At 38.4% G+C, this 14964-nt stretch carries 11 protein-coding genes and 8 tRNA genes; 18 read left to right on the top strand and 1 reads right to left on the bottom strand.

Annotated elements, in window-relative coordinates:
• Window positions 1-314 precede the first annotated feature (314 nt).
• The 5 genes from rlmKL to FCS21_RS14515 all read left to right on the top strand — a co-directional run bounded on the left by rlmKL (window position 315) and on the right by FCS21_RS14515 (window position 8198).
• Window positions 315-2462, top strand: coding sequence for a bifunctional 23S rRNA (guanine(2069)-N(7))-methyltransferase RlmK/23S rRNA (guanine(2445)-N(2))-methyltransferase RlmL (rlmKL, locus tag FCS21_RS14535; protein ID WP_138624279.1), 2148 nt, complete (start codon window positions 315-317; stop codon window positions 2460-2462).
• Between the two features lie 22 nt (window positions 2463-2484).
• A complete protein-coding gene (locus FCS21_RS14530) occupies window positions 2485-2763 on the top strand; it encodes a glutaredoxin family protein (RefSeq protein ID WP_138624278.1) in 279 nt (92 codons plus the stop codon).
• 21 nt (window positions 2764-2784) lie between these two features.
• Window positions 2785-4731, top strand: coding sequence for an ATP-binding cassette ATPase Uup (gene uup, locus FCS21_RS14525; RefSeq protein ID WP_138624277.1), 1947 nt, complete (start codon window positions 2785-2787; stop codon window positions 4729-4731).
• 145 nt (window positions 4732-4876) lie between these two features.
• Window positions 4877-6736: a DUF3466 family protein gene (locus FCS21_RS14520; RefSeq protein WP_138624276.1), complete on the top strand. Its 1860-nt coding sequence runs from the start codon at window positions 4877-4879 to the stop codon at window positions 6734-6736.
• Between the two features lie 175 nt (window positions 6737-6911).
• Window positions 6912-8198: a purine/pyrimidine permease gene (locus FCS21_RS14515; protein ID WP_138624275.1), complete on the top strand. Its 1287-nt coding sequence runs from the start codon at window positions 6912-6914 to the stop codon at window positions 8196-8198.
• A gap of 143 nt (window positions 8199-8341) precedes the next feature.
• On the opposite strand, the gene fabA is transcribed toward FCS21_RS14515, so the two are convergent.
• A complete protein-coding gene (gene fabA, locus FCS21_RS14510; protein WP_138624319.1) occupies window positions 8342-8857 on the bottom strand; it encodes a bifunctional 3-hydroxydecanoyl-ACP dehydratase/trans-2-decenoyl-ACP isomerase in 516 nt (171 codons plus the stop codon).
• A gap of 189 nt (window positions 8858-9046) precedes the next feature.
• On the opposite strand from fabA, the gene FCS21_RS14505 reads away from it, so the two are divergent.
• From FCS21_RS14505 to FCS21_RS14445, 13 genes are all read left to right on the top strand, one after another.
• Complete coding sequence (locus FCS21_RS14505) at window positions 9047-9340, top strand: RepB family protein (protein WP_138624274.1); 294 nt, start codon at window positions 9047-9049, stop codon at window positions 9338-9340.
• 99 nt (window positions 9341-9439) lie between these two features.
• Window positions 9440-10084 (top strand): UvrY/SirA/GacA family response regulator transcription factor, encoded by a 645-nt coding sequence (gene uvrY / locus FCS21_RS14500; protein WP_138624273.1) that lies wholly within the window; start codon window positions 9440-9442, stop codon window positions 10082-10084.
• A 36-nt stretch (window positions 10085-10120) separates the two neighbouring features.
• Entirely contained in the window at window positions 10121-12040 is a 1920-nt protein-coding gene (uvrC, locus tag FCS21_RS14495) for an excinuclease ABC subunit UvrC (RefSeq protein ID WP_138624272.1), read from the top strand.
• Between the two features lie 169 nt (window positions 12041-12209).
• Window positions 12210-12788: a CDP-diacylglycerol--glycerol-3-phosphate 3-phosphatidyltransferase gene (gene pgsA, locus FCS21_RS14490; protein WP_138624271.1), complete on the top strand. Its 579-nt coding sequence runs from the start codon at window positions 12210-12212 to the stop codon at window positions 12786-12788.
• Between the two features lie 262 nt (window positions 12789-13050).
• Window positions 13051-13126, top strand: a tRNA-Gly gene (locus FCS21_RS14485).
• 60 nt (window positions 13127-13186) lie between these two features.
• Window positions 13187-13260 (top strand) — tRNA-Cys (locus tag FCS21_RS14480).
• Between the two features lie 4 nt (window positions 13261-13264).
• Window positions 13265-13350, top strand: a tRNA-Leu gene (locus FCS21_RS14475).
• 42 nt (window positions 13351-13392) lie between these two features.
• Window positions 13393-13468: transfer RNA gene (locus FCS21_RS14470), tRNA-Gly, on the top strand.
• 68 nt (window positions 13469-13536) lie between these two features.
• Window positions 13537-13612 (top strand) — tRNA-Gly (locus FCS21_RS14465).
• A gap of 74 nt (window positions 13613-13686) precedes the next feature.
• Window positions 13687-13772, top strand: a tRNA-Leu gene (locus FCS21_RS14460).
• Between the two features lie 33 nt (window positions 13773-13805).
• Window positions 13806-13881 (top strand) — tRNA-Gly (locus tag FCS21_RS14455).
• A gap of 129 nt (window positions 13882-14010) precedes the next feature.
• Window positions 14011-14096: transfer RNA gene (locus FCS21_RS14450), tRNA-Leu, on the top strand.
• 220 nt (window positions 14097-14316) lie between these two features.
• Window positions 14317-14874, top strand: a complete 558-nt coding sequence (locus FCS21_RS14445; protein ID WP_306461464.1) for a transposase — start codon at window positions 14317-14319, stop codon at window positions 14872-14874.
• The last annotated feature ends 90 nt before the right edge of the window (window positions 14875-14964 follow it).

The following is a 14964-nucleotide window of genomic DNA, read 5'->3' as shown; positions in this document are numbered from 1 at the left end:
GGAAAGCCAAGTTGTTTTGATTCAAACTTAAGAATAATCTTTTACTAACGTTAGTAACACTGATTTAAGTGGCTAGCAGAAAGGTTAGTCCCTGAGAGCGAGGCGTATAGTAAGGATAGCGCTTCGATAAAGCAAGCGTTTTTGTAAAAAAAAAACCGTTAGCCCAAATGTTATTCGTTATGGCTGAAAATCAGCCAGTAATAAGGTGCTTTAGTTCAGTTAACGCTAACTTTTGTTTATGTACCTGGCGTTTGTGTATATAATCGCGCCATAGTTTACTCTGCTGCTTTTGCCGCTTACTCCGGAAATTTCCCATGAAAGAATCCACACAACAATTTTTAGCCTTAACATCTCCAGGTATTGAAGTTTTACTGTTTGATGAAATAAAAAGCCTTGGCGCATTTAACGTTATACAAAAGCCAGAAGGTGTTTATTTTCAAGCGTCTTTAGCCTTAGGATATAAAATATCACTTTGGACCCGTCTTGCTACGCGCGTCATGCTTAAATTAGGTGAAGGTGAAGCGAAAGATAAAGATGAGTTATTTAAAACAGCTAATAGTATTAACTGGCCTGATGTTTTTAATGCGACAACTACTTTTGCTATTGACTTTGTTGGTTACAGTGAAGAGATTCGTAATAGTCAGTTTGGTGGCTTAACCATTAAAGATGCCATTGTTGACCAGTTTAGGGAACAAGGTTTTGAACGCCCTAATGTTGATAAAAAATCACCGCAAATTAGTTTTCAAGCTCGGCTATTAAGAGATACGGTAAGTATTTATCTTGATTTTTCTGGTCGAGGTTTATTCCAACGTGGCTATCGTGAACACAGTGGTGCAGCGCCTTTAAAAGAAAATTTAGCGGCAGCGCTTATTATTCGTTCGGGTTGGTTAAATGATACCAGTAAGCCACTTGTTGATCCTATGTGTGGCTCAGGTACTATTTTGATTGAAGCGGTGTCGATGGCGGCGAAGCAAGCGCCAAGTATTCATCGCCAGTCTTGGGGGTTTGAGTCTTGGTTATCGCACGATGATGCTGTTTGGCAACAACAATTAACGCAAGCAATAACAAACTCTGAAGAGAATATAGCTAACTTTAACGTTAAAGTGTTTGGTATTGATATTGATGAACGCGTGTTAAGAACGGCGCAGCAAAATGCGCGTAATGCTCAAGTACAGCAATATATTGAGTTCACCTGTAAAAACACCAATGACATGGATAATGTTTTTGGTCAGCCAGGTACTATTTTGTTCAACCCGCCTTATGGTGAGCGTATTGGTGAGTTACCCGAGTTAGTTGAAAACTTTGTTTTATTTGGTCAAAAACTTAAAGCACAGTTTAGCGATTGGCGTATTGCTATATTAACGGCAAATATTGACTTGCTCGCTATGTTAAAGTTATCAAGCTTTAAACGTTATAAATTTAAAAATGGTCCGTTAGATTGTCAATTAGCGCTATATAATGTTGATGAAAAACAAAGAGCAAAAGATGCCGTTAACCCGCAATCTGACTTTGCTGAAGAAGATAGTGCTTTTGCTAATCGCTTAAAGAAAAATCGTAAAAACTTAAAAGGCTGGTTAAAGTCTAATGAAATTGAAGCTTATCGTTTATATGATGGGGATATTCCAGAATATAACGTTGCTATTGATATTTACGGTGAGTATTTGGTGATACAAGAATACGCTGCGCCAAAAACCATTGAAGAAGATAAAGCTAAAAAACGTTTACAAGAAGTCATTTATTGGGCGCCTAAGGTGTTAAATGTCCCTACCGATAAAGTGATTTTGAAAACGCGAGAAAAGCAAAAGGGTACTAATCAATATCAACGTTTAGAAAAAACTAAACAGTCGCTTACTATTAATGAGCATGGTGCGCTATTTAAAATAAACTTGTGGGATTACCTTGATACAGGTTTATTTTTAGACCATCGTAAAACCCGCCAAATAGTGGCAAAAAAATCACAAGGTAAGTCATTACTTAACTTATTTGCTTATACGGGATCGGTTTCTGTACAAGCCGCTGTGCAAGGTGCTATTGCAATTACCACGGTTGATATGTCAAATACCTATTTAAATTGGGCAGAAGATAACTTTGCCTTAAATAAGTTGAACGGTCATAAATATCAATTTATTCAAGCAGACTGTTTAGACTGGTTGAAAAAGAATGTTAATAAGTTTGATATTATCTTTATTGATCCACCCACGTTTTCTAATTCAAAACGTATGGAAGATAGTTTTGATGTTCAGCGTGATCATGTTGAGTTAATTACCGATGCATTAAAGTCACTTAATAGAGGCGGTGAAATATTTTTCACTAATAATAAACGTAACTTTAAGATAGATTTTGAAGCGCTAGCTGCACTGGGCTTAACGGCAGAGGCTATGTCTGATGTTACCCGTGATAAAGATTTTGCTCGTAATAAACATATTCATAACAGTTGGTCTATCAAGCGCACTGCGACATAGTTAACGTTAGTTAGGCACAATTATGATTAAATACAATTTATATGGCAGCGAAGGTTGTCATTTATGTGAACAAGCCTTAGCAATTTGCTTAAACGTGTTGTCAACAGAGCAATTAGTGTACATTGACATTATTGAGCAAGAACGTGTTGAGCATGAAACACAAACATTATTTGAGTTATATGGTGTTCATATCCCAGTACTCGAAAAATTAGCACAAAATAGCAATGAAAATACTAAGCTATTTTGGCCATTTACCCAAGCGCAAGTAACGCAATTAGTTAACGATAATTTAATCAGTTAACAGACAAGTATAAGAAGAATTATGGAATTATTAAGAATAGCCAATGGTGAGCTTGCCTTTGGTGAAGATAAAATTTTAAATAAAGCAGATTTAAGCGTACAAACTGGTGAACGTATTTGTTTAGTGGGTCGTAACGGTGCCGGTAAGTCTACCTTAATGAAGATATTAATGGGCTTGCAAGGATTAGATGATGGTCAAATATTGAAATCTAGCACGATGCAAATGGCCATGTTAGAGCAAGATCCACCAGAATCGTCTGATACGACTGTGTTTGATTATGTTGCTGAAGGGGTAAAAGAAAACGCCGAGCTTATTCGTCGCTACCATGCGTTAATTCATTTGATTGGTGAAGACCCAAGTGAGAAAAACCTTAACAAGCTAGCCAACGTGCAAGAAGAACTTGAAAAAGCGAATGCGTGGTTAGATGAACAGCGCATTGAACAAGCGATGACCACGTTATCATTAGATGCTGATGCCAAAATTTGTGATTTGTCGGGTGGTTGGTTGCGTAAAGTGGCGTTAGCTAAAGCGTTAGTGACTAGCCCAGATATTTTATTACTTGATGAGCCAACCAACCATTTAGACATTGAAAGTGTGTTATGGCTAGAGCAGTTTTTAAAAGACTTTGCCGGCACCATTATTTTTATTAGCCATGACCGGGCGTTTATCCGTGGTTTATCTACCCGTATTTTAGATTTAGATCGCGGTAAGCTAAAAAGCTATCCTGGTGATTACGATTTGTATATCGAGCAAAAGCAACATGATCTACAAGTAGAAGAGCAACAAAATGCATTATTTGATAAAAAATTAGCGGAAGAAGAAGTCTGGATACGTCAAGGGGTTAAAGCCCGTCGTACTCGTAATGAAGGCCGTGTTCGTTCACTGGAAAAACTTCGTCTTGAGCGCACCGCTCGCCGTGAAGTGCGTAATCAAAGCACCATGAATATTACTCAAGGTGATCGCTCTGGCAAATTAGTATTTGAAGCAGAAGACGTTAGCGTCGCTTTTGGTGATAAAGTGGTTATTGAAAATCTTAATTTGCTTATTACCCGTAATGACCGGTTAGCCTTAATTGGTGCTAATGGTACGGGTAAGTCAACGTTGATTAAGCTAATTATGGAAAAGCAAGCCGCTACCAGTGGCAAAATGCGCTCAGGTGTTAACTTAGACATAGCTTACTTTGATCAGCATCGCGAAGCGCTTGATTTAAACCAAACCGTACAAGAAATTGTTGGTGAAGGTAAACAAGAAGTTGTCGTTAATGGTCGTCCTCGTCATGTGTTAGGTTATTTACAAGACTTCTTGTTTAGCCCTAAAAGAGCACGTACACCAGTAAGAGCTTTATCGGGTGGTGAAAAAAATAGGTTACTACTGGCGCGATTATTTTTACGCCCAAGTAACTTACTGATTCTCGATGAGCCAACCAATGATCTTGATATTGAAACCTTAGAGCTACTTGAAGAAGTGGTTGCAAATTATGCTGGAACCGTTATTTTAGTGAGTCATGATCGCGACTTTGTTAATAACTGTGTTAATACGTGTTTGTATTTTGATGGTACAGGACAGATAAATCAGATTGTTGGTGGTTACGATGATGTTGATGATTACTTAGCATTAAAAAAGCAACAACGCGATAGTATGGCTCAAAGTGCACAAAAAAGTGCTCAACAAAAAGATAGCCAAGAAAAACAAACTAAAAATAGCGCTAACAACGAACAAAAAAAGCCAGCGACTGACGTTGATAGCAAGAAAAAAAAGCTGACTTTTAAAGAAGCACGTGAGCTTGAAGCCTTACCTGAAAAAATTGACGAACTCGAAAAATTAATTGAGTCGCTGCAAACACAAGTGAATGATGCTAATTTTTTCAGTCAAGATGAAAAAATAACACAAAAAGTGTTGAACCAGTTAGCAGAAACTGAGTCAAACCTTGACGTTGTTTATGCCAGATGGCAAGAGCTCGATGAGTAATAATTACATCACTAAAAGTGAGATAAGTAATCCTTGTTATACTCATCAAGATTAGCATCTAGTTAACTCATTGTTGTGTTCATCTTAGCTTAACGCGCTAAGATGAACGAATTGAAAAGAATAACCTTAAAGAGTAGCAAGTAGTATGAAGCAATTGGTAAAAAAAATAGTAGTTTTAGCAGTAACGAGTGCTTTAAGCCTTAGTTTCTTTAATGTTAGCCACGCTGCTACGTATACAGTAGTGAATAAAAACGCGGCAGAAAATCTGGGTTATACCTACGGCGGTAAGCTTAATAATCAAGGTAATATGGCGGTAATAGGCGCGAATACTTATAATTTTCCGGTGCAATTTAGCCACTTAGACAGTGTGGATTTTAGCCGTATTATTAAGTTAGCACGTGATGATAAAGATTATTATTTTGGTCTTGGTCTGATTGAGGATAGCGCTAATTTTGAAGCACGCGCAAAAGCCGGTAATGCTACCGCTAATGATCTGGCTTGGTCTAAGTTATATCTGCAAAAAATAAATAAATCGAGTGCAAACCCTAATTTTGAATATCAAATCGTAGCGGATAGCGCCGCTTTGTATAACTTAGGTGAAAGTGCAGCTAGTATCTCTAAGGAAATATGTGTTTTTGATACTAATTTTACCGGTGACCTTACTTGTACTGACGATAAAACACGATCAACGGCTAATGCTATTGAAGGGTTTAATAATCAAGGTATTATGTTTGGTACGGCGACAGCACCTTACTTACCTATAGCCGGTCCAGCAGATAGTAATGGTGATAGTCAAACACATTGGGTACGTGAGCACGGCCAACGTGGCTTTTACTCACCTGATTTTGGTACAACCATTGTGCCGGTACCACCTAGTGAAACACGCTACGGTGGTGGTATTTCTGCTGTTTTAGATATCAATGATAGTGGTACAGCGGTTGGTTACAGTAGTTATGACGTTAGTTCAGCAAGAGAAGCGCTGGTGCTTAATACTAAGGACAATGGTTGTGCCGACCCAGATGTTTTAGCCGATATTCCCCAAGAAGTCTGTATTCAGAATTTACAAAGCGGTATGTATTATATTCAGGCATTTAAAGTATCGTTAACAGATCCTGCTGCTGAACCTGAGTTGTTAGGCTTGCTTGTCAATCCGCTTGCAGAGGATGAAAGAGCGTTTACCAGTCAAGCCGTAGCGATAAATAATAATGGTGTTGCCGTTGGTTATGCTCATGGTTGGAATAATAAGGATGTGACTACACCGACAGCAACTGAACGTATGACCGGCTCTTATGCGGTCATGTTTAAAGACGGTAACGTTTTCGACTTTAATCAGCCGCATTATGATTATAGGACCTCATCAGTCATTGAGTTCTCTCGTGCCAATGATATTAACGATGCGGGTTTAGCGGTGGGTTACCTTCTTAATACCAGTACTTTCGTGAAAAAGTTTTTTTATGTTGATACCACAGTTCCTTATAGCGACATGGCAATGATCACCCCAAAAGACTTTTTCAAATCCTCAGAAAGCATTGCTTATGCGGTTAACTCAAACGGTATTATTGTGGGTGAAGCTGAAATAGAAACGCATAATGAAAGTAGCGACAATCCGCGTCGTACCGTAGGCTTTATCTATGATACCTCTAGTGAGGTACCGACGATGACCAATATTAATAGCTTATTAAGTTGTGACTCTGCTTATAATATTATCAAAGCGAATGATATTAATGAGCAAGGTCAGATTTCAGCAACGGCTATAGTCAAATCAACAGCGTATGATGCGTTAGGAAACCCGGTCACGGATGATAGTGGTAACCCAGTAATGGTTGATGTTGTTCGAGCAGTCATGCTTGAGCCTATTCCTGCCAATGAAAACCCTGTTGTAGAAGACTGTGGTTTGACTGACGAAAAAGTAGAAAGACAAGGCGCTAGCTTAGGCTGGTTTGGATTGCTTTCTCTATTAACGCTTATTGGTTTACGCAGGCGCGCTACTACTACTTCTTATTAAGTCAATCGGTCTTGTCAATACGGCTAGTGCGCTCAACGCGCACTAGCCGTATTTTTTAGTTTTTTCTAAACTCCCTAATCATTTATATCATTGCCTATAAAGAAGTACTCACTTTTTATAGATCTTGGTACTAATTAATATCATGCTAATCGTTATAATCAGGAAATAAAATAAAATGAAGTTAAGTGTTGCTCAGCAGGGCGCAGGAACTCTGCAGTGGTTTATATATATTTTGGTGACCTCTATCGCTTTACCAATCACCTTGGGGGAAGTCTTTCAGTTATCCCTCGTTGAGGTAGCAGGGTTAATTCAGCGTACGTTATTTATTGTCGGTGTGAGTTCGTTATTGCATGCACTGTTAACGCGTTCAACGCCATTAGTTTATGGTCCAGCGGGATCTTGGGCGGGTATTTTTGTTATTTTAGCGGCGTTAAGTGTCCAGCAAGGGCAATCGCCACAAGACGCATTACCGGCACTAGCTGGTGGCATGGCACTCTCTGGTTTGTTGTTGATAATATTGGGGATTTTCGGTTGGATTGGCAAAATTGCACGTTTGTTTACCCCGTTAGTGACAGGTAGTTTTTTACTTATTTTATCATTTCAATTGAGTGCCGTGTTTTTAGCGGGCATGGTGACAGATCCCCAAACTGAACAATTTGACCTAGCCACCGCCGTTATCGCTTTTTCGGTATTTATTTTTGTGGTGTGTTGCAGCGTTAAAAAACAGGGCTTACTACGTAATTACGGGGTGTTAGTGGGGATTTTACTCGGTTGGTTGTTTTTCTCATTCTTTGTTACTACCCGCGGTGACGTTTTACCATCGCAAGCGTGGTTTGCTTTACCACAATTATTTAGTTGGGGCTTACCTGAGTTAAATATTGGCATGGTATTAGTCAGTAGTTTATTCACCTTTACTCTTGTCTCTAACATTATTGCTGCCAATAGAGCAGTATGTCAGGCACAAATGGACAGTGATGAATTACGTCCTGTGTTATTAAAACAAAGCAGTATTGCTGGGGGGATTAGTCATTTGTTAGCGTCAGTCTTTTCAGCTATTGGCGTAGTACCTTTGCCAATGACAGCAGGCTTTTTACAATTAACGGGGTTACGCCAAATGTTACCCTTTATTTTAGCGTGTATTGCCTTGAGTTTGTTTGCGTTAATACCTCCGATTATTGGTTTGTTAGCGCAAGTACCTGCCGCCGTTGCTAATGCGGTATTGATGGCGTCGTTTATTAAATTAGTAGGGCTTGCGTTACAAGCCATGAGTAGTCAGGGCTTAACGCAGCGTGATACTGGGATTTTAGGCATCACTTTACTTTTTTCTATGGCGATTATGATGCTGCCAACTCACTTGTTCGACACGCTACCAGTGTCAGCACGATATGTGTTTGGTAATCCTTTATTGATGGGGACGTTAATCTGTATGTTATTAGAGCGAGTGTGGCCTAAAGAAGCTTAAAAAAAAGCCCTGACATGATAAACATGAGCAGGGCTTTTTTATACGACTTTATTATTATGCGATTAATTTACTGGCGATAAATTAGTAATATTAAGGCAAGACTAAGAAAATGCTGAGATAAGTTAATCAATAAAGTTAATAGATTAAAATTTAGTGGTGTCAGTAAATAAACCTACTTTAAGATCTTTCGCGGTATAAATTTCACGACCATCAACACTAACGCTACCATCTGCAAGACCCATGTAAAGTTTACGCTTAATGACGCGTTTAAAATCTATCTTAAACGTTACTTTTTTCGCGGTAGGTAATATTTGACCAGTAAATTTAACTTCACCCACACCTAGAGCACGACCTCTACCAGGACCACCTGTCCACGCTAGGAAAAATCCTACCAGTTGCCACATAGCATCTAAACCTAAACAACCTGGCATTACGGGGTCACCTTTAAAGTGACAATCAAAAAACCATAAGTCTGGAGTAATGTCTAATTCGGCTAATATAAAGCCTTTACCATTTTCTCCACCTTCTTCAGAGATGGTAATAATACGATCCATCATCAACATGTTATCAGAAGGAAGTTGTGAATTACCTTCACCAAATAACTCCCCTGTACCTGCTTTTACTAAATCTTCTTTACTGTATGAGTTTTGTTGTGGCATAGCCATAATAAGCTGAAATCCGATAATAAATTTTAGGTGACTACCTTAGCGTACACTTGTACTCCAAACAACTGCGAACAGTTAAAAAATGTAAAATATTTTTAACTGTTCGCAGTTGTTTGAACGCTTGATTATGTCATCGTTATGCGTAATTATGGTTTCATGCTGGTATAAATAGATACGTTTTTTATGAAAAATGCCGAAAGTACAGATGAATTATCTAATAAAAAAACTAATAAAAAAACTGCCATGAGTAACGCAGAAAAACAAAAGCGTTATCGTGAACGACAAAAAGAGAAAGGCTTGCAAGAAATGCGCGGTTATATGTCACCTGAGGCTAAAAATTGTTATCAATTAATTAGCGAACAAACGAATTGGTCTGACAGTGTTATTATCAGTAATGCAGTACGATTAACTTATGCCGCTTATAAAAATGGTCAGATCGGTTTGTTAAATAGTTGGTTGAAAAACAATAAGCTATAAATTGCTTAACTATTCAGAGTATTCGCTACTATTCGATTGAATAATCAGTGTTTTCGCTATATTCTTGCTGTTTATTATAGTTATGTAAGGTTGCCTAGCGTGATAAATGTTTTATTGGTTGATGATCATCATCTTGTTCGTGTCGGTATTAATAGAATTTTAACAAGCGTTAAAGGGCTAAGCGTTGTCGGTGAATGTGAAACAGGTGAAGAGGCGATTAAGTTCTGTCGAAATAGTGAACCCGATGTGTTACTGATGGACATGGATATGCCAGGTATGGGCGGCCTTGAGGCAACTAAAAAAATAATACGCTTTGCTCCTGACGTTAAAATTATCGTATTGACAGCCCATTCAGAAGATCCTTTTCCTAGTAAAGTGATGCAAATGGGGGCCGCAGGTTATTTAACTAAAGATGCCGGACCTGATGAAATGATTAATGCTATCCGTGCGGTACATAGTGGTCAACGTTATCTTCCTTCTGATATTGCGCAAAAAATTGCCTTAAATCAATTTAAAGCGGTAGATGATAACCCCTTTAATAGCTTATCTGATCGAGAGCTACAAATTATGATCATGATAACCCGTGGTGATAAAGTCCCCTCTATATCAGAGCACCTCAGTTTGAGTACTAAAACGATTAATAGCTACCGTTATCGTATGTTTGAAAAGCTTGGAGTTGGTAATGATGTTGAGCTAACTCATTTAGCTATTCGTTTTGGCATGTTAAAAACAGAAAAACTTTAATTCTTCTAAATAACTCCCTTAAAAAGCTTAATGTCAATGCCATCAAAAACTGATGAAGATGTAAAAACAAAGCAACTGGCGCCAACCTCAACGTTCGATAGTGAGGCTTTTTTGCGTGTGGTTACCACGCAAGCGGGCGTTTATCGAATGTATGACAGTAAACAAGTCGTTATTTATGTCGGTAAAGCTAAACAGCTAAAAAATCGCTTAGCAAGTTATTTTCGCAAAGATGTCGGCTCTACTAAAACAAAAGCCTTAGTTAAACAAATTGCTGCCATTGAAGTGACTGTCACCCACACCGAAGGGGAGGCGTTAATTCTTGAAAATAATTATATTAAAAAGTACCAGCCTAAATACAATATTTTATTACGCGATGATAAATCCTACCCTTATTTACTGATCACTGCCCATAAGCACCCCAAACTCGGTTTGCATCGTGGCGGTAAAAAAGTAAAGGGTGATTATTTTGGTCCTTTTCCTACGGTTGGCGCTGTGTGGGAAAGTTTACGCTTAATGCAAAAAATATTTCCTATTCGTCAATGTGAAGATAGTTATTATCGTGCGCGGTCAAGACCATGTTTACAACATCAACTCGGGCGTTGCTCAGCGCCTTGTGTTGATAGGATCTCGGTGGATGATTACCAAGAGCAAGTGACGTTAGCCAAGCTCTTTTTACAAGGCAAGAGCTCAGTAGTGATTGAACAGTTAGTCAATAAGATGGAAACCGCGAGTAATGAGCTAGCGTTTGAATTAGCAGCCAAGTACCGAGACCAAATTGTGACGTTACGAAAAGTTCAGCAGCAACAATTTGTTAGTGGTCATGTGGCAGAGCTAGATGTTGTTGGCTTATATCGTCATAAAACGCAAGTGTGTATTCATCTTCTTTTTATTAGGCAACATAAAATATTGGGCAGTAAAAGCTACTTTCCAACCGTGCCTAGTGACAGCAGCGACAGTGATATATTACAAGCGTTTATTACTCAGCATTATGTCTCAGCAGATCTATTAAGTACTGGCAATGTACAAAGTAATATACCTAAAGAAATTGTTATTAAAGAACCGATAGAACAGCTAACAGAATTATCAGCGTTGTTAAGTGAACAAGCTGAGCACGATGTTAAAATATCGACTAATACTCGTAGTGAGCGAGCGCAGTATTTAAAGCTTGCTAGCACTAACGCGCACACAGCACTTGTTACCCGCAACAGTCATAAAGAGTCAATGCAAGCACGTTTTGCTGCCTTAAATGAAGTATTTGAGTTAGAAAACGGCATACATCGTATTGAGTGTTTTGATATTAGCCACACTATGGGGCAACAAACTGTCGCCTCTAATGTGGTGTTTAATCAAGAAGGACCGCTTAAAAGCGATTACCGTCGTTATAATGTCTTTGGTATTACCCCTGGTGACGATTATGCCGCCATGGCTTTTGCGTTAAGAAAACGCTATGGGAAGTTAACAGCGAACCCGGTTAAAGCAGAAGAACATAGTGCGTTAGAAAAACTACCTGACATTGTTTTTATTGATGGTGGTAAGGGGCAACTTGCTAAAGCTGAAGAGTTTTTTAGTGATCTTGCGTTAACCAAAACGCCCTTGTTAGTGGGTGTTGCTAAAGGTGAGTCACGTAAGCCTGGCTTAGAAACGTTAATTTTAGCGGGGAGTCATCAGTTGATTTCTTTACCGGGCACTTCTCCGGCATTACACTTAGTCCAGCATATTCGAGATGAGTCGCATCGTTTTGCCATCGCAGGGCATAGAGCCAAACGCCAAAAGGCCAGTAAAAAATCTCGTTTAGAGTCAATTGAGGGGATAGGCGCCAAAAAACGTCAAAGTTTATTAACGTTTTTAGGCGGCTTACAAGAAGTACTGCAAGCTGATATAAATACCTTAGCGAAAGTGCCGGGGATAAGCCATGTTCTTGCCGAAAAAATACATAATGCCTTACATGATACATAAGTTTATTTACGCACGTGTCGCTATCGATGTTGCTTATATCGCTAGCTAGTTAACTCGCCAAAAATATAAAGGGTTATTCAGTCGTTTATTCTACTTGTTTTATTCTTGGCGTAGCACTGCTATAACAACTTGTGTACACTAAAGAAAATATATTTGTAGTGAAAAATCAATGTGGACAATACCTAACCAAATAACCTTATTTCGGATCGCTCTGATCCCTATCTTCTTAATCATTTTCTATTTACCGCTTTCTTGGAGTAACTTTGGCGCATTTGCAGTCTTCTGGTTGGCGTCAATTAGTGACATATTAGATGGCTATCTTGCACGAAAGCTAAACCAATCGTCTGCATTTGGCGCATTTATAGACCCTGTTGCCGATAAATTGATGGTTGTAGTGGCATTAGTGATGATTGCCCAAGACTATAGCTCATGGTTAGTCTCTATCGCGGCTATTATCATGATAGCGCGAGAAGTGTTTATTAGCGCTTTACGTGAATTTATGTCTTCGATAGGAAAACGCGACATTATTGCCGTGTCTAATATGGGGAAATATAAAACAGCTGCGCAAATGCTCGGTATTATGGGACTGATTTGGCAACCGAGTTATGACATTCCTTTAATTTTATTTTATTTACCTCATGAAGTTATTAACTATCTTTCTTATGGATTTTATTCAATAGCGACGATATTAACCGTGACGACTTGGGTGAGTTACTTTAAAGCCGCTTGGCCAGAGTTAAAAGGCTAATAGAAAGGTAATGTACATTTGATGATAATTTAATCATTCAAATAACGTTTTAGCTAAAAATAGAACAAACGACTCGCTTTTTAAGCAGTTAGAATAAAAAGTTAATTTAATTGTTGACTGGAAGAAATTTAGATGTAGAATGCGTTTTCGTTGACAGGGAGTCAGCTAGTGAAACGAACTGAAGCAAGTTAGTGTTACATTAACTTACTATTATAGAGGTTGTAGTTTTACTAGAGTTATGTAAATGTAGAGTTTAAATTAAGCGGCTGTAGCTCAGCTGGTAGAGCATCACGTTGCCAACGTGAATGTCACGAGTTCGAGTCTCGTTAGCCGCTCCAATTTAATTCTTATTACATTATTCACTAATAGGATGTTACTGAAAACATCGTTGACAATATGGCGGGTTGGCAGAGTGGTTATGCAGCGGATTGCAAATCCGTGTACACCAGTTCGATTCTGGTATCCGCCTCCATGTTGCCCGGGTGGTGGAATTGGTAGACACAAGGGATTTAAAATCCCTCGCTCATAGAGTGTGACGGTTCAAGTCCGTCTCCGGGTACCAATCCTCAACGATTTTGGGATGTAAAAAGATAATATCTACGAAGCGGCTGTAGCTCAGCTGGTAGAGCATCACGTTGCCAACGTGAATGTCACGAGTTCGAGTCTCGTTAGCCGCTCCAACTTTAGTTGTTACACTAGAGTAAGATTTATTTGTAAAAGTAGTAAGTGAAAAGTAATACTCTACGAAGCGGCTGTAGCTCAGCTGGTAGAGCATCACGTTGCCAACGTGAATGTCACGAGTTCGAGTCTCGTTAGCCGCTCCAAAATATCACTAAAATGAATAAGTAGGTTACCAATACCTACTATAAAAAACTCCCTTTATCTTTTAGATAACAATGCCCGGGTGGTGGAATTGGTAGACACAAGGGATTTAAAATCCCTCGCTCATAGAGTGTGACGGTTCAAGTCCGTCTCCGGGTACCACTATTTAATTGTAAAGTATAAAGCTCTAATGAAGCGGCTGTAGCTCAGCTGGTAGAGCATCACGTTGCCAACGTGAATGTCACGAGTTCGAGTCTCGTTAGCCGCTCCAATTTTTTATATATTTATGAGAAGTTTCAGTCTTTCTTATCAACAGAAAAGATAAATAAATATATAAAGAGTAGGTACCAACCTACTATAAAAATACTCCCTTATCTTTTTTAAACTTAAAAGATACAATGCCCGGGTGGTGGAATTGGTAGACACAAGGGATTTAAAATCCCTCGCTCATAGAGTGTGACGGTTCAAGTCCGTCTCCGGGTACCACCTTTATTTATAAATTTCTTAGAAACATCTAATCTACATACTCCAAAATAATAATGGGGTCAGATACACTTTAAATCTAAACAATTTATTAGATACTTATTATATTGGCAAAAAAGTAATAATAGGGCCAGATACGTATTAAAGTGGTTAAACTATACTATTCTTATTAATAATAAGGATGTTATATATGGCCAGGTTACCTAGAGTAAATTGACCTAATATTCCCCAACATATTATCCAACGAGGTAATAATCGTTGTGCCTGTTTTACTTCATCAAAAGACTTTTCTGCCTATATTCATTGGTTAAAAGAGTATGCTGAAAAATGTCTGGTGGATGTTCATGCATGGGTGTTAATGACTAATCATGTACACTTGCTCTGCACGCCTCGACAACCTAAATCGATAAGTCTACTGATGCAAAATTTAGGCAGAAGGTATGTTCAATATTATAACTATCACCATAATCGAACAGGAACTCTGTGGGAAGGCCGTTATAAATCTTGCCTAATTCAAGAAGAATTGTATTTATTACAAGTGTATAAATATATTGAATTAAACCCTATTAGAGCTGGTATGGTTACTGAACCGTCAGAATATCATTGGTCAAGTTATCACATTAATGCTTTAGGTAAGCACTCTAGTTTATGCACCCCTCATACTGAATACCTAAATTTAGGTGCTACTGATTTACAAAGACAACATAATTATCGAGCGATATTTAAAACCAATATTAATGAGAAATTAACTGCAGAGATAAGGTTGTCATTATGTAGATAATTGGACTCCCCTACACCCGAAAACGTAGGCTAATATATCATTACCACGTAATTTGATTATAAAGAGTTCTTAAAATGCATAAAACTATAG

It is taken from the genome of Colwellia ponticola (genome assembly GCF_005885605.1).
Lineage (GTDB): Bacteria > Pseudomonadota > Gammaproteobacteria > Enterobacterales > Alteromonadaceae > Colwellia > Colwellia ponticola.
This window is presented reverse-complemented; position numbering and strand designations above follow the sequence as displayed.

Bases quoted from the DNA above. Each gene is read 5' to 3' on its own strand.
- rlmKL (WP_138624279.1), top strand. From the start codon at position 315: ATGAAAGAATCCACACAACAATTTTTAGCCTTAACATCTCCAGGTATT.
- FCS21_RS14530 (WP_138624278.1), top strand. From the start codon at position 2,485: ATGATTAAATACAATTTATATGGCAGCGAAGGTTGTCATTTATGTGAA.
- uup (WP_138624277.1), top strand. From the start codon at position 2,785: ATGGAATTATTAAGAATAGCCAATGGTGAGCTTGCCTTTGGTGAAGAT.
- FCS21_RS14520 (WP_138624276.1), top strand. From the start codon at position 4,877: ATGAAGCAATTGGTAAAAAAAATAGTAGTTTTAGCAGTAACGAGTGCT.
- FCS21_RS14515 (WP_138624275.1), top strand. From the start codon at position 6,912: ATGAAGTTAAGTGTTGCTCAGCAGGGCGCAGGAACTCTGCAGTGGTTT.
- fabA (WP_138624319.1), bottom strand. From the start codon at position 8,857: ATGCCACAACAAAACTCATACAGTAAAGAAGATTTAGTAAAAGCAGGT.
- FCS21_RS14505 (WP_138624274.1), top strand. From the start codon at position 9,047: ATGAAAAATGCCGAAAGTACAGATGAATTATCTAATAAAAAAACTAAT.
- uvrC (WP_138624272.1), top strand. From the start codon at position 10,121: ATGCCATCAAAAACTGATGAAGATGTAAAAACAAAGCAACTGGCGCCA.
- pgsA (WP_138624271.1), top strand. From the start codon at position 12,210: ATGTGGACAATACCTAACCAAATAACCTTATTTCGGATCGCTCTGATC.